A 15,037-nucleotide genomic window follows, 5' to 3' on the forward strand; every position below is an offset into this window, starting at 1 on the left:
GGCCACGTTGCGGCCCGCCCTCATCCTGCTCGACCTGATGATGCCGGAGATGGACGGCTTTCAATTTACCAAGGAAGTCCGCGCGCATGCCGAGTGGCGCGACATTCCCATCCTCGTCATGACGGCGAAGGACATCGCCGCCGAGGATCGCGCGCTGCTGGATGGCCAGGTCAGCCGCATCCTCCAGAAAGGCGCGTGCGCCCGGGAGGAATTACTCTCGGAAATCAGTAATCGTGTCGCGCGTTGCGCCCGCCCTTTGGAAACCGTTGCCGTTTGAATTTGCCATGAAGAAACTCCTGCTCGTCGAAGACAACGAAATGAACCGCGACATGCTCTCGCGCCGCCTGGAGCGCCGGGGCTACGAGGTGCTCATCGCCGTGGATGGGGAACAAGGCATCGCCGCGGCGAACGAGCATCTGCCAGATCTCATTTTGATGGATATGAGCCTGCCCGTGCTCGACGGCTGGGAATCGACCCGCCGCCTCAAGCAGGCGCCCGCCACGCAAGGCATCCCGGTGCTCGCGCTCACCGCGCACGCCATGGCCGGGGAACGCGACAAGGCGCTCGCCGCCGGTTGCAACGATTATGACACCAAGCCCGTGGATTTTGTCCGGCTGCTCGGCAAGATCGAAAGCCTCCTGCCATCGTGAGCGCAGAGAACGCCCAAGCCATTGATACTGAACGGCGGCTGTCCGGCCTGCTGCACGATCTGCGCACCCCGCTGAATCAGATCATCGGCTTGAGCGAGATGCTCATCGAGATCGCCGAGGAAAAAGGCCACGCGGACCTGACCGTAGGCCTGGGAGCGGTGCGGGAAGGCGGACTCGACCTGGCCGCGATGTTGCAAGACAAGACGATCATCGCCCTCGGCGAGCAAGTCGGCGGGGATTACTGGGCGTTGCCCGACGCCTCGCGCTCGAGCATCGGCCGCGTGCTGGGCTTCTGCGAACTCGCGCTGGCTGAACCTTCCAGTCTGCGGCTCGATGAATATCGCGAGGACCTGGCCCTGATCTGCACGGCGGCGCGGAACTTTATCTCCGCGGCGCGCGGGAGCGACGTCTTCATCCGTTTGCAATCGGCGAAGCACTGGGATCACTCGGTTCCCGGCGCCCGCTCCAACGCCGGTCCCTCGATTGCTGGCGGGAAGATGTTGATCGTCGATGACGAAAGCTTGAACCGTGAGATTTTGATTCGCCGCTTGCAGCGCGAAGCCTGCCGTCCGGTCGGCGCCCGCTCGGGACCGGAAGCGATGGAGTTGCTGCGGCGCGAGAAATTCGACGTGGTCCTGCTCGATATCCAGATGCCCGGCATGAACGGCATCGAAGTCCTGCACGCCCTCAAGCAGGACGCGCAACTGCGGCATCTTCCAGTCATCATGCTCTCCGCGCTCACCGATGTGGACCGCGTGGCGCGCTGCATCGAGCTCGGCGCGGAAGATTACCTGCCGAAGCCGGTCAATGCCGTGCTGCTCCGCGCCCGGCTGGGCGCCTGCCTGGAGAAAAAGCGCTTCCGCGACCACGAACAGGCGCAGGCCGAGGAACTCCTGCGGGCCAGCAAGCTGCAATCCATCGGCGCCCTCGCCGGCGGCCTGGCGCACGATTTCAACAACATGCTCACCGCGGTGCTGGGCAATCTTTCGCTGCTCCGCCTCCGGGGCTCGATCCCGGCCGAGGCGCTGCCGAACATCCTCGAGGCCGAACGCGGCGCGACGCGGGCGCAGGAGCTCACACGCTATTTGCTGACGTTTGCCGAGGGCGGAGCGCCGATCAAGGAGTCGGTGCCGCTGGAACCGCTGTTGCGCGACACGAGCGCCTTCGTTTTGCGCGGCTCGAATGTGCAGTGCGAATTCGAACTGGACGAAGACGTGTGGGAACTCCACGCCGACCCGAACCAGCTCGCGCAAGTTATCAGCAACGTCGTTCTCAATGCGATGGAAGCCACGCCCGGCGGCGGTGGCATCCAGGTGAGCGCCGAGAACTCCACCTCCGCGCCGCACCTGCCCGATGGCGACTATGTGGCGATTCGGGTGCGCGACTTCGGCGTGGGCATTGCCACCGACCGTCTGCCGCGCATTTTCGATCCCTTCTTCACCACGAAAAACCAAGCCCGCGGGCTGGGGCTCGCCGCCGCCTATTCGATCATGCAGCGGCATGGGGGATACATCGGCGTGCAATCCACCATCGGCGCCGGCACCACGGTCGTCATTTACTTCCCAGCCTCCCGTTCCACGGCGCCTGCCGAGCCGGTGGACGCGCCGCCCAAACTGCCCGAGCCGGAAAGCGCGCCGCGCAAATTGCGCGTGCTGGTCATGGATGACGAGGAACCGATCCGCGAGTTGATCGGGATGACGCTCGGCATGTTTAAGAACGACGTCGTCACCACCCCGGATGGGGACGCGTTCCTCGCGGCGCACGCCGCAGCCAAAGCCGCGGGGCGTCCCTTCGACATGGCGATCCTCGATCTCACCATTCCGGGCGGCATGGGTGGTAAGGAAGCCATCCGCCGGCTGCGCGAACGCGACCAGGAGATCCGCGCGATCGTCTCCAGCGGCTACTCGACCGATCCGGTAATGGCGCAATGCACCGCCTACGGCTTCGACGCGGTGCTGCCGAAGCCTTACCAGGTCAAGGACTTGATCCAGTTGGTGCAGCAGCTCGGGGCTTCCCCGCGCAATGCAGCGCAGCACGTGGCCGCGGCCTGAGGCACGGCTTCGGAGCCAACGGGATAGTAGAAAGCATTTTCGGATCGGAACTGGAGGGCACCGCGCCGTCGGTGCCGGGGAGAAAGCTTCACTCAAAAAGCGACGGCGCGCTTCCCTCCAAGGCGTCTTCTGCTATGCGGGAATCTTGCATGCCTTATGGCGTCCTGAAGCTCTCCGCGATCCTCCCGGAGGCATACGTGTCTTCCGCGGTAGGAAAATACCAAACTTCCGTGCCGATGGGGATGTCATCGTTGGAGATGGGCGATTGAAGCAAGATGGGCATGAATGGGATCGTTGGCCCACGATTGATCATCTCCAAGTCGCGGATACGGCTCGCCAGCTCCGAGCCGTCTGGGCGTCGGAGCATGATGGGTGCGCCACGGCGAAGGACTGGAATCGTCGCGGACGGATACGGTGCCCCGGGAAGAATGACGCAGCCACGGCCCTCAATGACAAAAACATCAGTAACGGTGGACAACAAGATGCCGTTGGATCTGTCTTCGGTGGTATTCATGGAGCGGCGCGCGACAGCGTGGAATTAGGCACGTTCAGGCCGTGGTTCATTCGCTGTAAATGGGAGTGGGATAGGTTCCGCTGGCGAGATGGAAGGCCACCTTCTTGAATCCGCTTTTGCGGAGGCGAGCCTCCAGGTCATCCACGGCGACCTTGAATTTGTCGTCCAGCCACAGGCGAGTGGGTTTGCTCATGATGACCACGATCATCGTGCGTTGCGGCGTGGCTGCGGTAACACGCTCCGCGAGTGAGGTGAGAGCAAATGGTTCGCTCTGCTTCTCGGGGCGCTCGAAATACATCCGGTCGGGACCGTCGAAATAGAGAATGGCGTCCGCCTGCTTTACTTGCTCGTCCGCGTGTGAGGGTGGCAGCACTACATCCTCTGCCCGCATCGCGGGCAGAAGGAGAGTAGTGAGCGTGAGAAGGAAAAGCGTCGTTTTCATCCAGCCTGAGATTCGGGGTGATATTAACGGGCGACGGGTTGTGCGGGCGCGTTGGGTGCGGGTTTGGCAAAGTCGCCGAAGACGTAATCCGCGGAGGCGTTCTGGTGGCAGTCGGCGCACGAGGCCAGCCTGGCTTGCGTGCCGCGCTCCATCTTTCCACCCGTGGCCGAATAGAAGAATTCCCAGTCGCCCGTCGCGGCGTTGTAGCCCGGGGCATGTTTGATGAGTCCGGCGACGGCGCTGGCTTTGGCGGCGGTCATATCGGGGGATACGGTCGAAAGCTTTTCCTTCACCACGATGCTTCCCGGCGGATAGCCGCCAGCGGTTTTGGATTCAAAATGGTTCCGTGCGGTTTCGTTCATGTAGACGTTGATCCAATTCCCAGCATGTGGGCCGCTGGCTTTCCTGGCCGCCGTTACTTGAGGGTCCGGTCGGCAGAGGGGGCTAAACCCCATAGCGACCGGCCGTGCCTGGGCGGTCATCTTGTGCAACGACGGGTAGGCGCGCAGGGTGGCGTCCGAGATCTCCGGCGCTTCCGCTGCCACTGCGGAAACGACCATGGCCGCCGAGAGCCAGAGCAGGGGAACTTTCATCAGACCAACAGTGCGCGAGACAGGCGTGGAGTCAACGCGCCGCAAAAAACCGAACCTTGATAGCCTTGATTTACCTTGATTTGGCTTAAGAAGGCTTGATCGCGTCTCCGTTTACTCGGGCCAATTCGGCCTTGGCTTGCGCTCAGGTTCTCCATGGAGAAAAAAACTCGCACCTTAAATCGGCTTAAGAGGGCTTAAGGCACCTTAAATGGGCTTCTTTTCTTCGCTCGGGTGAGGCGTTCATGGAGTTGGTGGCGGATGGCTTTCGGGAGCCGGGTAATCTTGCCGTTGCGGGGGTCATGGGAGTCAGAGGCTGGATAGTGGATAGCCGCTGTTTTTTTGGGGTGGGATCGGGTGGGATCGAGTGGGAGTATCTCTGTAAAAGCAGGTGGGAGAAAGAGTGGGAGCGGGGTGGGAGAAGGAGTGGGATCGCAGTGGGAGCGGCGGTTTTCCAACTGCCGGGCGTTGCGCCAGCGAAGTCCTCCGGAAAAGATGGCGCTTCGCGTGGCTGGCTCGGTCGGCGATTGGAAATCGCCGCTCCCAGTGGGTGCCATCGGAGGCGCGGGCGCGATAGAGTTGGGCTGGATTTGTTCTCACGACTCCATGGAACCATAACTCGCGCGAAAATGTGCATGGCCCCATTGGTTCCATTGGCTCCATTGCGGAAAATTTCACTTTGCGCGCCACAAAACAGGGGGTGCGGGAGCTTTCCCCAGCGCGTGGGGACACGCGCCCTACACCTGTGCTCGCCGTGCGAGATTTGTGAACAGACGTATGTCTCGTGACCTCTACTTCCTTGGTTTCGGATAGTCCTTAATCTGTTCAATGGCGTATCCCACGCCGTCGAGAACGTCTGGCCCGATTCTTGGCCCCGTTCTTCGAGACAATATCAGCTTTAGCTTTTCGAGCTTCGGCAGTGCTTGGCGCGCATCATTTCCTAACTCACCTAAAATCAGGGCGTCCATGTAGATTACCCATTCATTTTTATCATCCAGCAGTGCTATCAGTTGTTCCACGTGGGCAGTGACTCGCCCTTTACGGCCAGACTGAATGTGGTCGTGACATATATCATATAAGTCGTCGGCCTTTTCCGCGCGCTCGCTTTTGGACGTGCTCGTGACGATCTTGTGAATCACCTTTAGCACGTCGTCCCCCGCATCTTGTTTCTGTGCGACCGGTACCAGAGCGGCGATCACGCAGCCAAAAAACAGAGTCAGTACACGATGGAAAATCATTTACGATGATGATTGTGTGCTCCTAACCGAAGTTGAGAAGTCCGAACTGCAGCAGTTCCAGCTAAGGCAGTTGCCGCCCAACTTGAACGATGCACCTCCATGCTCGCCAGGTGCGCGGGCGGTGGCTTAATTTGAGATCCATCCCATGAAACGCAAACGTCCGCTTCTCATTACTGGCATCTTGGTCGGCGCTCTCCTGGCGCTCGGGCCGCTGTGGGGAATGCTGGGCACCGTCTTGGGTATGACCCGGGCTTTCACCGTTCTCAATGGGAACGGTATTTCCGATCCCAACGCTTTGTCCGGCGCCATTGGGACGACGTTATTTGCGACGGCCTGCGGATTGCTTGCCTGCCCGGTCGGCATCGCCCTCCTCATTCTGTGCATCGTGATGCTCGGGAAGAACAAAGGACAGCAACCGCCGCCACCGATCCCACCGGGCTCCGCGCCTTCCGGTTCCTGAGAGTCGTTTCTACAGTAACGCATCCAGCGCCTGGGCGCTGAAGCCTTCCACTTTTTTGTCGCCGACCAGAATCAGCGGCACGCCGTGGCCGCCCAGTTTCTGGAACGCCTGGGCGCCGTCGCGGGAGGTTTCCACGTCGATCTCGTCGTAGGGCACGCCCTTCTGCGCGAGGTACTGTTTGGCGGCTTTGCAGGCGGGGCAATGCGACGTGGTGTACATCACGACTTTCTTGCCGGAGGCCCCGGGTGTGGCGTTGCGGCTGCGGGCGTCGAGCAAGGCCTCGAGTTCATGCTGCGTCGTCTCGATCTGCTGTTGCATCTGTTTGCGGGCCGTATTGCGCGCCTGGTAAGCGGCGGCCGCTTCGTTGAATATCGTGATGGCTGCGGTGTCCTTGGGCTTGAGCGCTTTGCGCTGTGCGTCGAGGGCCTGATACTGCTTGGTGAGTTCGGTGCCGTCTTGCGCAAATGCCCCTTGGAGCGCTTCCAGATGCTGGCGATGTTCCTGGATTTGCGCGGTGAGGTCGGGCGCCTTCTTTTCGGCGCTCCCGGGGGCCTTGAGGTGGTAGGCCGTCAACAACTGCGTTTGGATCTCGGGGATGGTGAGGAGGCCGGCGGCGCAAATGGCCCCGCCAATGACGCTGGCCAGGAATCCGGCTTTGGCCTCGGCCCAGTGCATGCAGGTGTAGATGAGATTGCCGAGGGGCGCAAAGAGCACGACCAGCCCCCAGATCACGCTCTCCCGGAAGGCGGCGACGAGGACCATGATGGTGCCGATCGTGGAGATGATCAGCCCCAGGATGATGGCCGCGATGTTGACCAAGGGAAAATTCATAAACCCACCTTAACCAAAGCAAAATACAAGCCAGCCGTGGCCGATCCGTGGGCGTTTGCTCAATAGCGGCGCTGGACCGAAGCGGAGGGAATGGCCAAATCGCCACAGTTGCCGAGTTGGCAAAGTCTCTGGAAATGGAGCCAGAGGGCGAAAAGTGGAACTGCGGCGCATTTTTGCGACACAGGCACAGTTAAAATTGCGACGTTTGCAGTCGGGCCTAGCCCAACGCGCGAACCAGATCGCGGGCCAGCTTTTCGGCTTCGTCCTGTAGAGAGGAGCGAAACACGGTCTGGCCGTAGACCTGAACTTCGTAACCGAATGAGGTGAACTGAACCCGCACGCGGCTGCGATGGCGTCGATTGATCTTGAGTGTAGCCATTTGGGTTTATTCGGAGCATATCCCGTGCTTGGATGTATGCTGTCCGGTGTGGGCCAGAATGGCGCGTCCACCCAATCGCGGCCCTGCGGGAACGGGCGTAACTTCTGGCTTCCGTCGGGCGTCTCTTCCGCACACAACCATCCTGTCTCTGCGCTCTTCCTGCTCATGAAATCCCTCCGCCTCCGTCTTCTGCTGTTTTCCGCTGCCATGGGGCTTTTTGCTCTCAGTCTTGCCCTGCCCTTGGCAGTTCAGGCGCAGCAAACCGCCGCCGCCGACCGTCCGAAAGAGCTGCCCGACGATGCGAAGGCCCTCATGGACCTGTCCTACGTGGAGAATGGTCATGCCCGGCAAAAGCTCGACCTTTACCTCCCGGCGCAGCCCAAGGGGCCGCTGCTGGTGTGGATTCATGGCGGTGGCTGGCGCGGGGGATCGAAGGACAAGCCGCCGGGCCTGGCCTTGGTGAAGAACGGGGTCGCCGTCGCCAGCGTGGAGTATCGCTTCAGCCAGGACGCCGTCTTTCCCGCCCAGATCGAGGATTGCAAGGCGGCCATCCGCTGGCTGCGCGCGCATGCGAAGGAGTATGGCTACCGCGACGATATGGTTGCGGCGTGGGGCGCCAGTGCCGGCGGCCATCTCGTGGCGCTCCTCGCGGTCACGGGCAAGACGCACGACTTCGACGTCGGTGCGAACCTCGATCAATCCAGCGCCATCCAATGCGGCCTCGATTGGTTCGGTCCGTCGGATTTTCCGGCCTACGATCCCGATCTGCCGGAGCCGATGGTGCAGCGGGAGAATCCTGAGTCGGTCATCGCGCTGCTTTTCGGCGGACCCGTCTCGCAAAAGCTCGAGCTGGCGAAACGCGCCAGTCCGGTGACGTGGGTGACGAAGGACGCCGCACCGCTGCTCATCATGCAAGGCACCAAGGACCCGCTCGTGCCGTTCGATCAAAGCCAACGGCTCTACGACAAGCTCAAGGCCGCGGGCGCGGATGTGACGCTGGACGTGATCGAGGGCGCGGGTCACGGCGGGCCGCAATTCACGACGGAGGAGAAGTTGAAGCTGATGTTCAATTTTCTCGCCAAGCACTGGGCGGGGAAGCCTTGAGCGCGTAAGCGCATTCAAAAAAAATCGCTCCGCCGTGTCTAAAAGCGGCCGGCTCATTCGTTGTAGAGGTGAACCATGAACACGGAACCAACAACGATGAACGATGACGCCGCCAGCCGGCGAATGATCGCCAGTTGGACCGATTCGCTGTTGCGCCTGCGGGCGCGGCCGGCGGCCAATCCGCCGCGTGGGGAGTGGAGATTCGCGACGACTTCGGCGCGGGATTCCAAGGATGGGTATCGCACCCCGGCGGCGCTGCAGAACTAGGCTGAAGCGATATTCGGAAATGGGTCGATCAGAAAGCGGCGTTGCTCCCTCGGTGTAGGACGCGTGTCCTCACGCGTCGGGGAAAGAGCGGATTTGCAGGGGCATCCCGGCGCGTGGGGACACGCGTCCTACACCTGCGAACGAAACGCGGCCGGGCTCACGCCTCGAGCCGCTTCACGAACTCATCCGCCAACGCCTGGAAGGCGGCGGCGCCGCTGGCGCTCGAGTCGTGCAGGGCGATGGGTTTCGCTTCCATCGGTGCTTCGGCGAGCTTGATGTTTTCCGGGATGAAGGTGTCGAAGAAATGGAGGCGCTTGAGCGCTTTGTCGTCGCGCAGTTTCTCCATCGTCTCCGCGTGGTAACGCAGCCAGTGACGCACGCGGGTGAAGACGATGCCGAGGCAGCGGATATTGAACTCGAGCTCTTTCTTCAAGTAGCCGAGCCGGTCTTGCAGCAGGCCGAGGCCGATGGAGCTGAGATAATCCGGCTGCATGGGGATGCAGTACCAGTCGCTGGCGTAGAGGGCGTTTTGCGTGCCGGTCATGAGGTTCGGCGCGCAATCGCAAAGGACGAGGTCGTAGTCCTCGAGCACCTTCTCGAGCTTGCGGCTGAAGATGCGCTCGCGTCCTGGCCGGGCGGCGAGGTCGAGGTCGAGAAAGGTGAGCGAGAGATGCGAGGGGATGAGATCGAGATTGGGGATCTCGGGGACGACATCGCGGATGATGCAATCCTTGAGCTTGGCGTGCTCGGCGTTTTTCTTTTTCCATTGCACCTCGAGGACGTCGGCCATGGTGCCGTGCTCGTCCTGCCAGTCTTCCCACGCCTTTTCGCTCATCAGCGAGAGCGAGGCATTGGTCTGCGGATCGAAGTCGACGAGGAGCACGCGCTTGCCGTGTTCCTTGGCGAGGTAGGTGGCGACATTCACGGCGCAAGTCGTCTTGCCGACGCCGCCTTTCATGTTGATGAAGGAGATGACTTTGGCTTTCGACATGGCGTGGTCCTTTCGGGCGATGACTGGGTGGAGGCTAGCGGGTGCGGCGCGGGTTGTCAGTGCGAAAGTCGGTGACGCCGCCTTTCCTATCCTCCCGCCACGATCCGCACGAGTTCGATGCGGTCGGCTTCGGCGAGGGGACGCGTGGGCCACTCGTCACGGCGGAGGGCGAGGCCGTTGTGCTCGACGAGGATGGCGGGGGCGGGCAGGCCGAGTTCGTCGATGAGTTCCGCGAGATTTTTGGCGTGGGCGATCTCGCGGGGTTCGCCGTTGAGCGTGATCGTCATGCCACGGCCGCGATGTCCACGGGAGGCGCGGGCGCATCCAGGATGGCGCGGTCCCAATCCTTCCACACCGGCTCGAAGCCGCGCGTGCGGATGAAGTCCGCGACTTCCCGCGGGGAGCGGGTATCGGAAATCTCGAACTGGCCGGTGGCGCCCTCGGCATCGGAATCGGCCGGGGCGAGGGCCTTGCCGCGCACGGTGAAGTGCAAATCTTCGCGTCCCTGGCCGGTGTAGCCGCCGGGCTCGGTGTGACTGCCGGCGCTCATCATGGTGATGCCCATGGGCAGGAGCGCATCGCGCAGGGCGGCGGGTTCGCGAGTGCTGAGGACGATGCCGACCTGCGGAAAGCACACCCGCAGCGCGCAGATGAGCTGGATGAAATCGCGATCGGCCACCGGATGCGTCGGCGCGAATTCCCCGGCGCACGGCCGCAGGCGCGGCAGGCTCACGGTGAATTGCGCCCGCCAGCAGGTGCGCAGCAAATGTTCGAGATGGGCGGCCAGCGCCCGCGCCTCGGCGCGCCATGCGGCGAGCCCCAGCAAGGCGCCGACGCCGATGCGCCGGAAACCGCCCGCATAGGCGCGCTCGGGGCAGGCGAGGCGCCAGTCGAAATCCTTCTTCGGCCCCGCGGTGTGCATCGTGGCGTAGACCTCGCGGTCGTAAGTTTCCTGATACACCACGAGCCCTTCCGCGCCGGCGGCAACGAGTGTCGCATACTCCGGAGTTTCCATGGGCGCGACTTCGAGCGCGATGCTCGGTATCTCCTGCACGAGCGCGCGCACGCAGCGCTCGAGATAGCCATTGGAAACGAATTTCGGATGCTCGCCCGCGACGAGCAGGATATTGCGAAAGCCTTCGCTCGCGAGATGGCGCGCCTCTTTCACCACGGACTGCACATCGAGCGTCACGCGCAGGATCGCGTTGTCGCGTGAAAAGCCGCAGTAGGCGCAATTGTTGATGCACTCGTTGGAAAGGTAGAGCGGCGCGAAGAGGCGGATGGTCTTGCCGAAGTGCTGCCGGGTGAGCGCGGCGGATTCGCGGGCCAGGCGCTCAATCTGCGCGTCCGTCTGCGGCTCGAGCAGCGCGGCGAAACGGCGCAGCACGGGCGATGTGGCGGTGAATGGGGAAGCGGCGGACGTCATGAAAGCGAACGGGCAATATGCGGGCTCGCGTCGGTCTTGTAAATAGGCCGGGCTGCGGCAGGCTGGCTCGGATGGGAACGGCTGCCATTTTTTACCACTTCATTGTCCTGCTCGGGCTGCTCTTCGCGCTGGGCATGGTGCTGGCCAATGTCGCTTGTTTCGCCGGGCTGCAGCCCGTGGAGCGTCCGGCGGCCGAGGACGCTCCGCTGGTCTCGATCCTCGTGCCGGCGCGGAATGAGGCCCTGAACATCGAGGCCTGCGTCGGCTCGCTGCTCGCGCAGGACTATCCGCGCTACGAACTCATCGTCCTCGACGACCATTCCGACGACGGCACCGGGGACATGGTCCGCCGGCTCGGTTTGGGCGAAACGGGCGACCGCCGCGTCATCTCGGGTTCCCCATTGCCGGCGGGCTGGACGGGCAAAGGCTGGGCCTGCCACCAGCTCTCGCTGGCCGCACGTGGCGAATTCCTGTTCTTTACCGATGCCGATACCGCGCACGCGCCCGGCACCGTGGCCGCCACCGTCGCAGCGGCACAGGCCTATCGCGCCGATCTCCTTTCGGCGTGGCCGCGGCTCATCACGGTCACCTTGGGTGAGAAGCTCATCATCCCGATGATCCTCGTCCTCGGCCTGAGCATGTATCCGCACTGGCTGGTGTTGCTGTTGCAAAAGCATCCGCATGTGGCGGCACGGTTGCCCGCCTTCCTGCGTCATGGCTTGGGAGCGGCCAACGGGCAGTTCATGTTCTTCACCCGCGCGGGTTATGACCGCATCGGCGGCCATGCGGCGCTGCACGATCATCTCGTGGAGGACGTCGCGCTGGGCCGTGCGGTGGCGAATCGCATGGGCGAGGGGATGCGCCTGCTCAATTGCGAGTCGCTCGATTTTTCCACGTGCCGGATGTATCGCTCGTTTGACGAGACGTGGGAGGGTTTTACCAAGAACATGCGCGCCGCCTTCGAGGATTCGCTGGCGGGATTTCTGGTCATCGGTGGCCTGCATTGCTGCGGTTTCCTGCTGCCGTTTGTTTTCGTCTTCACGGCGCCGGATGCCCGTTCGCTGATCCTCGCGCAAATCGCGGTTATTTATCTGGTGCGTGTCGTCCTGGCGCTGCGCTTTCGGACCTCCTGGCTGAGCTGCCTCCTGCATCCCGTCGGCGAAGTGCTTTCCCTGGGGATCGGGCTCAATAGCTGGCGGCGGCTGGCCTCGAAGGGCGTGCAGTGGAAAGGGCGCGTTTACCAGAGCAGCCGGGGGATTCAGGCCAAGGAAGGAAAACCGCGAATGGACACAAATGGACGCGAATAGTTGGGTGAATGAGGCGGTGAGGGCGGGGCCCCGACAAATCTCTCCATTGGCGTGCATTCGCGTGCATTCGCGGTTGAATTTCCCGGCGCTCTCTCTGGTCCGGCTTGCAATTCTCAGGAATTCCCGCAACGTGGCGCACGATGCAATTGACGCTTCTCAAGTCGAAAATCCACCGCGCCTGTGTCACTGGAGCCAGCCTGCACTATGAAGGCAGCCTCACCATCTCGCGCGATCTGGCCGAGCGGGTTGGTCTTTTGCCCTACGAAAAGATCCTCATCGGCAACATGGGCAATGGCGAACGTTTCGAGACTTACGTCATCTATGGCGACGCCGGGACCGGCCAGATCCAGCTCAATGGCGCCACGGCGCATCTGGGCAAGATCGGTGACCGTATCACCATCATGAATTTCGGTTCCTACACGGCCGAGGAGGCCGCCAAGCACAAGCCGCGCGTAGTGGTCTTGAATGAAAAGAACGAAGTCGTCCGCTACGAAGCCGGCCACGCCGGTGAAGAACTGCACGTCGTCGCCTGATCGCATCTTATGGACAAAAACATTTTCCTCGGCCAATTCGCCCTCGGTTTTTACCTCGGCTGCGTTTTCCTCATCATCGCCTGCTACAATTACCTCCGGCTCAAGGGTGAGCTCGCGCGGTTTCGCCGCCATCTGAGCGACAAGCTGGAGATCGAGGCGGAGACGATGAAGAAGAGCAAGGCCGAGCAGGAAAACCTGCGGAAGGAAAACGAGAGCCTGCGGGTGAAAGTGAACGCCCTCAACGAAATCCCCGACCGCAAGCTCCAGCGCGACCTGGAAGTCTACGCCCGCGCCGAAAAGCGCATGCTCATCAACGCCCCCGGTTTCGCCCCCGCATGGGAAACCGCCAAGAGCGACGCCCACAACGATCTCGCCGAGGAAGAAGCCGGTAAAGCCCCTTCCAAGCGCATCTTCGCGCGTCTCTTCGGCGGCGGAACTTCCGCGACTGCGGCGCTGCCGGGGCGGGATGGCAATGGCAGTCACGTCAGCGACAGCGAAGCGGCGAAGTCTGGGGCGGAGCACTGAGCGGCGGCGCGAGCGCGTTGGCGGTTTGGGCTCGGCAGTTCCCCGCCGCTTGCTCCGAGCGGGATTCTCTGACATCTTGCTCCCATGAACGATCGTATCTCGATCCATCCGAAAATCTGCCACGGTCAGGCCTGCGTTACTGGCTCGCGGATTCCGGTGCATCAGATCGTGCGGATGTTTGCCCACGGTGACGGCATCGAGACGCTGCTGGGGGCTTATCCGACCCTGACGCGCGAGGATATTCTGGCTTGCCTCGACTACGCCGCCTCGTTGGCGGAGGAGCAGGTGACGCCGCTGGATGAGGTTGCGTTTGGGGCATGAAGGTTCTCGTGGACGAGAACGTCCCGAAGATTACCGTCCGCGAATTACAGGCGAGAGGACACGATGTGATCGACATTCGTGGGACGGAACGCTGGGGGATGTTCGATGATGAACTATGGTCTTTTGCGCAGGCCGGGCAGCGAATGTTCGTCACGACAGACAAGGGCTTTGTCGAACATCGCGCCGAAAAGCACCATGGCATTCTGGTAATTCGGCTGCGCCAACCGAGCGAGCAACGTATTCATAGCCGGATCATGACCGCGTTCGACGAGTTCACTGAAAGCGATTGGCCGGGTCTATTGGTGGTGATGCGTGACGCGGTTCAAAGTGCCTATCGAGCGTGAAGCCAGGTCGCTTAACCGATGGTGTTGCTCTATTGTCTTTATTGCTTTCTACAGTCGTTGTCCTGGCCGATGCGGGCAAGAAGCCAGTGGAAACGGTAGGCGAGGCGCCGATCGTCCCTCCGCCGCAGGAGCTGGTTGAGAAGTGGCACCTGGCGCCTTTCTATCGGAAGCATCTGAGCATCGAGGGGTTTTCCATCCTGAGTTCGGAGAAGGTTTCCGACTATGCGTTGCGCGAGGCAGCGTATTTGTTGCGGCAGACGATTGGGCATCGTCCGGACATCCTGCGCGCGCTGACGGAGAACAACGTGCGGCTGGTGGTAATGGCGCCGACGGAGATGACGACCGATGTGCCGGAACATAGCGATCTACAGCCGGCGGCTTATTGGAATCGTCGGGCGCGTGGGCTGGGCTCCACGCGGGCGAGGCCGGTGATGAGTTGCGGGGAGGAGAATCTGCTCTGTCTCGAAGGCGATCCCTATCGGAAGGAGAATATTTTGATCCATGAATTCGGACACGCGATTCATGAGATGGGGCTGAGCAGGGTGGATCCGACCTTCGATGGACGTTTGCAGGCCGCATATGATGGCGCGATGCAAGCGGGGTTGTGGAAGGGGACTTACTCGGCGACGAACAAACGGGAGTACTGGGCGGAAGGGGTGCAGTGCTGGTTTGATTGCGCGGGCGTGCGCGACCGGGAGCACGGTGATGTCGACACGCGGGAGAAGATCAAAGCGTACGATGTGGCGCTGGCGAGCCTGCTGGCGGAAGTCTATGGCGACACGGCGTGGCGCTACGTGAAGCCGGCTGCGCGCGGTGCTGCGGAGCGGACGCATCTGGCTGGGTTCGACGTGACGCAGGCGCCGCGGTTTGTCTGGCCCGCGAACGCGCCACCGCTGGATGCGCCGGACCGACGTAAATAATGCAAACGATAGTTTCTGATCCCGCCGGTTCCAAACACAGGCAGGGGGATTGAAACGCAGAGGCGCAGAGACGCGGAGGGAAGAGGCGGAAGATGAACCGCGGATGGCACGGATGGTCACGGATTTTCAAAGCGGCGCGCCACT

The 15,037-nt window shown here is 62.1% G+C and carries 21 protein-coding genes; 12 read left to right on the plus strand and 9 right to left on the minus strand.

Annotation, left to right across the window (positions count from 1 at the left end; all coding sequences use genetic code 11):
- The 3 genes from ABJF10_RS20590 to ABJF10_RS20600 all read left to right on the plus strand — a co-directional run.
- Positions 1-277 (plus strand): response regulator (locus ABJF10_RS20590; RefSeq protein ID WP_348546490.1); only part of this gene is annotated, 277 nt, incomplete at its 5' end.
- Between the two features lie 7 nt (positions 278-284).
- A complete protein-coding gene (locus ABJF10_RS20595; protein ID WP_348546491.1) occupies positions 285-650 on the plus strand; it encodes a response regulator in 366 nt (121 codons plus the stop codon).
- On the plus strand, positions 647-2,701 hold the full coding sequence (locus tag ABJF10_RS20600; RefSeq protein WP_348546492.1) for a response regulator: 2,055 nt from the start codon (positions 647-649) through the stop codon (positions 2,699-2,701). Before ABJF10_RS20595 ends, ABJF10_RS20600 begins: the two co-directional genes overlap by 4 nt.
- Before the next feature lie 154 nt (positions 2,702-2,855).
- On the opposite strand, the gene ABJF10_RS20605 is transcribed toward ABJF10_RS20600, so the two are convergent.
- The 4 genes from ABJF10_RS20605 to ABJF10_RS20620 form a co-directional block, all read right to left on the minus strand.
- Positions 2,856-3,215: a hypothetical protein gene (locus tag ABJF10_RS20605; RefSeq protein WP_348546493.1), complete on the minus strand. Its 360-nt coding sequence runs from the start codon at positions 3,213-3,215 to the stop codon at positions 2,856-2,858.
- A gap of 46 nt (positions 3,216-3,261) precedes the next feature.
- Entirely contained in the window at positions 3,262-3,657 is a 396-nt protein-coding gene (locus ABJF10_RS20610; RefSeq protein WP_348546494.1) for a hypothetical protein, read from the minus strand.
- A 23-nt stretch (positions 3,658-3,680) separates the two neighbouring features.
- Positions 3,681-4,250: a cytochrome P460 family protein gene (locus ABJF10_RS20615; RefSeq protein ID WP_348546495.1), complete on the minus strand. Its 570-nt coding sequence runs from the start codon at positions 4,248-4,250 to the stop codon at positions 3,681-3,683.
- A 788-nt stretch (positions 4,251-5,038) separates the two neighbouring features.
- A complete protein-coding gene (locus ABJF10_RS20620) occupies positions 5,039-5,485 on the minus strand; it encodes a hypothetical protein (protein ID WP_348546496.1) in 447 nt (148 codons plus the stop codon).
- Positions 5,486-5,630: 145 nt separating this feature from the next.
- Here ABJF10_RS20620 and ABJF10_RS20625 point away from each other — a divergent pair, with 145 nt between their 5' ends.
- A complete protein-coding gene (locus tag ABJF10_RS20625; RefSeq protein ID WP_348546497.1) occupies positions 5,631-5,945 on the plus strand; it encodes a MotA/TolQ/ExbB proton channel family protein in 315 nt (104 codons plus the stop codon).
- A gap of 9 nt (positions 5,946-5,954) precedes the next feature.
- On the opposite strand, the gene ABJF10_RS20630 is transcribed toward ABJF10_RS20625, so the two are convergent.
- Complete coding sequence (locus ABJF10_RS20630; protein ID WP_348546498.1) at positions 5,955-6,776, minus strand: glutaredoxin domain-containing protein; 822 nt, start codon at positions 6,774-6,776, stop codon at positions 5,955-5,957.
- Positions 6,777-6,993: 217 nt separating this feature from the next.
- Positions 6,994-7,155 (minus strand): hypothetical protein, encoded by a 162-nt coding sequence (locus ABJF10_RS20635; RefSeq protein WP_348546499.1) that lies wholly within the window; start codon positions 7,153-7,155, stop codon positions 6,994-6,996.
- 165 nt (positions 7,156-7,320) lie between these two features.
- On the opposite strand from ABJF10_RS20635, the gene ABJF10_RS20640 reads away from it, so the two are divergent.
- Both ABJF10_RS20640 and ABJF10_RS20645 read left to right on the plus strand, forming a co-directional pair.
- Positions 7,321-8,259, plus strand: coding sequence for an alpha/beta hydrolase (locus ABJF10_RS20640; protein ID WP_348546500.1), 939 nt, complete (start codon positions 7,321-7,323; stop codon positions 8,257-8,259).
- 75 nt (positions 8,260-8,334) lie between these two features.
- Positions 8,335-8,526, plus strand: coding sequence for a hypothetical protein (locus tag ABJF10_RS20645; RefSeq protein WP_348546501.1), 192 nt, complete (start codon positions 8,335-8,337; stop codon positions 8,524-8,526).
- 157 nt (positions 8,527-8,683) lie between these two features.
- On the opposite strand, the gene ABJF10_RS20650 is transcribed toward ABJF10_RS20645, so the two are convergent.
- The 3 genes from ABJF10_RS20650 to thiH all read right to left on the minus strand — a co-directional run bounded on the left by ABJF10_RS20650 (position 8,684) and on the right by thiH (position 10,943).
- The gene (locus ABJF10_RS20650; RefSeq protein WP_348546502.1) at positions 8,684-9,517 is read right to left on the minus strand and encodes a ParA family protein; all 834 of its coding nucleotides are present in this window, start codon (positions 9,515-9,517) and stop codon (positions 8,684-8,686) included.
- Positions 9,518-9,603: 86 nt separating this feature from the next.
- Positions 9,604-9,804, minus strand: a complete 201-nt coding sequence (thiS, locus tag ABJF10_RS20655) for a sulfur carrier protein ThiS (RefSeq protein WP_348546503.1) — start codon at positions 9,802-9,804, stop codon at positions 9,604-9,606.
- Positions 9,801-10,943 (minus strand): 2-iminoacetate synthase ThiH, encoded by a 1,143-nt coding sequence (gene thiH, locus ABJF10_RS20660; RefSeq protein ID WP_348546504.1) that lies wholly within the window; start codon positions 10,941-10,943, stop codon positions 9,801-9,803. The genes thiS and thiH overlap by 4 nt, the downstream gene beginning before the upstream one ends.
- Before the next feature lie 71 nt (positions 10,944-11,014).
- Here thiH and ABJF10_RS20665 point away from each other — a divergent pair, with 71 nt between their 5' ends.
- The 6 genes from ABJF10_RS20665 (at position 11,015) to ABJF10_RS20690 (ending at position 14,893) form a co-directional block, all read left to right on the plus strand.
- The gene (locus ABJF10_RS20665; protein WP_348546505.1) at positions 11,015-12,250 is read left to right on the plus strand and encodes a glycosyltransferase; all 1,236 of its coding nucleotides are present in this window, start codon (positions 11,015-11,017) and stop codon (positions 12,248-12,250) included.
- A gap of 140 nt (positions 12,251-12,390) precedes the next feature.
- Positions 12,391-12,783, plus strand: a complete 393-nt coding sequence (gene panD, locus ABJF10_RS20670) for an aspartate 1-decarboxylase (protein ID WP_348546506.1) — start codon at positions 12,391-12,393, stop codon at positions 12,781-12,783.
- Between the two features lie 9 nt (positions 12,784-12,792).
- Positions 12,793-13,308 (plus strand): hypothetical protein, encoded by a 516-nt coding sequence (locus ABJF10_RS20675; RefSeq protein WP_348546507.1) that lies wholly within the window; start codon positions 12,793-12,795, stop codon positions 13,306-13,308.
- An 84-nt stretch (positions 13,309-13,392) separates the two neighbouring features.
- Positions 13,393-13,629: a DUF433 domain-containing protein gene (locus ABJF10_RS20680; RefSeq protein ID WP_348546508.1), complete on the plus strand. Its 237-nt coding sequence runs from the start codon at positions 13,393-13,395 to the stop codon at positions 13,627-13,629.
- Positions 13,626-13,973, plus strand: coding sequence for a DUF5615 family PIN-like protein (locus ABJF10_RS20685; RefSeq protein WP_348546509.1), 348 nt, complete (start codon positions 13,626-13,628; stop codon positions 13,971-13,973). The genes ABJF10_RS20680 and ABJF10_RS20685 overlap by 4 nt, the downstream gene beginning before the upstream one ends.
- A gap of 41 nt (positions 13,974-14,014) precedes the next feature.
- Positions 14,015-14,893, plus strand: a complete 879-nt coding sequence (locus ABJF10_RS20690) for a hypothetical protein (RefSeq protein ID WP_348546510.1) — start codon at positions 14,015-14,017, stop codon at positions 14,891-14,893.
- The last annotated feature ends 144 nt before the right edge of the window (positions 14,894-15,037 follow it).

It is taken from the genome of Chthoniobacter sp. (assembly GCF_040003245.1).
GTDB lineage: Bacteria > Verrucomicrobiota > Verrucomicrobiia > Chthoniobacterales > Chthoniobacteraceae > Chthoniobacter.

Excerpts from the sequence above, each read along its gene's own strand:
- thiS (WP_348546503.1), bottom strand. The coding sequence starts at position 9,804 with ATGACGATCACGCTCAACGGCGAACCCCGCGAGATCGCCCACGCCAAA.
- ABJF10_RS20610 (WP_348546494.1), bottom strand. The coding sequence starts at position 3,657 with ATGAAAACGACGCTTTTCCTTCTCACGCTCACTACTCTCCTTCTGCCC.
- ABJF10_RS20625 (WP_348546497.1), top strand. The coding sequence starts at position 5,631 with ATGAAACGCAAACGTCCGCTTCTCATTACTGGCATCTTGGTCGGCGCT.
- ABJF10_RS20645 (WP_348546501.1), top strand. The coding sequence starts at position 8,335 with ATGAACACGGAACCAACAACGATGAACGATGACGCCGCCAGCCGGCGA.
- ABJF10_RS20640 (WP_348546500.1), top strand. The coding sequence starts at position 7,321 with ATGAAATCCCTCCGCCTCCGTCTTCTGCTGTTTTCCGCTGCCATGGGG.
- ABJF10_RS20650 (WP_348546502.1), bottom strand. The coding sequence starts at position 9,517 with ATGTCGAAAGCCAAAGTCATCTCCTTCATCAACATGAAAGGCGGCGTC.
- ABJF10_RS20620 (WP_348546496.1), bottom strand. The coding sequence starts at position 5,485 with ATGATTTTCCATCGTGTACTGACTCTGTTTTTTGGCTGCGTGATCGCC.
- ABJF10_RS20630 (WP_348546498.1), bottom strand. The coding sequence starts at position 6,776 with ATGAATTTTCCCTTGGTCAACATCGCGGCCATCATCCTGGGGCTGATC.
- ABJF10_RS20615 (WP_348546495.1), bottom strand. The coding sequence starts at position 4,250 with ATGAAAGTTCCCCTGCTCTGGCTCTCGGCGGCCATGGTCGTTTCCGCA.
- ABJF10_RS20635 (WP_348546499.1), bottom strand. The coding sequence starts at position 7,155 with ATGGCTACACTCAAGATCAATCGACGCCATCGCAGCCGCGTGCGGGTT.
- ABJF10_RS20680 (WP_348546508.1), top strand. The coding sequence starts at position 13,393 with ATGAACGATCGTATCTCGATCCATCCGAAAATCTGCCACGGTCAGGCC.
- ABJF10_RS20595 (WP_348546491.1), top strand. The coding sequence starts at position 285 with ATGAAGAAACTCCTGCTCGTCGAAGACAACGAAATGAACCGCGACATG.
- ABJF10_RS20675 (WP_348546507.1), top strand. The coding sequence starts at position 12,793 with ATGGACAAAAACATTTTCCTCGGCCAATTCGCCCTCGGTTTTTACCTC.
- ABJF10_RS20685 (WP_348546509.1), top strand. The coding sequence starts at position 13,626 with ATGAAGGTTCTCGTGGACGAGAACGTCCCGAAGATTACCGTCCGCGAA.
- ABJF10_RS20665 (WP_348546505.1), top strand. The coding sequence starts at position 11,015 with ATGGGAACGGCTGCCATTTTTTACCACTTCATTGTCCTGCTCGGGCTG.
- panD (WP_348546506.1), top strand. The coding sequence starts at position 12,391 with ATGCAATTGACGCTTCTCAAGTCGAAAATCCACCGCGCCTGTGTCACT.
- ABJF10_RS20605 (WP_348546493.1), bottom strand. The coding sequence starts at position 3,215 with ATGAATACCACCGAAGACAGATCCAACGGCATCTTGTTGTCCACCGTT.
- thiH (WP_348546504.1), bottom strand. The coding sequence starts at position 10,943 with ATGACGTCCGCCGCTTCCCCATTCACCGCCACATCGCCCGTGCTGCGC.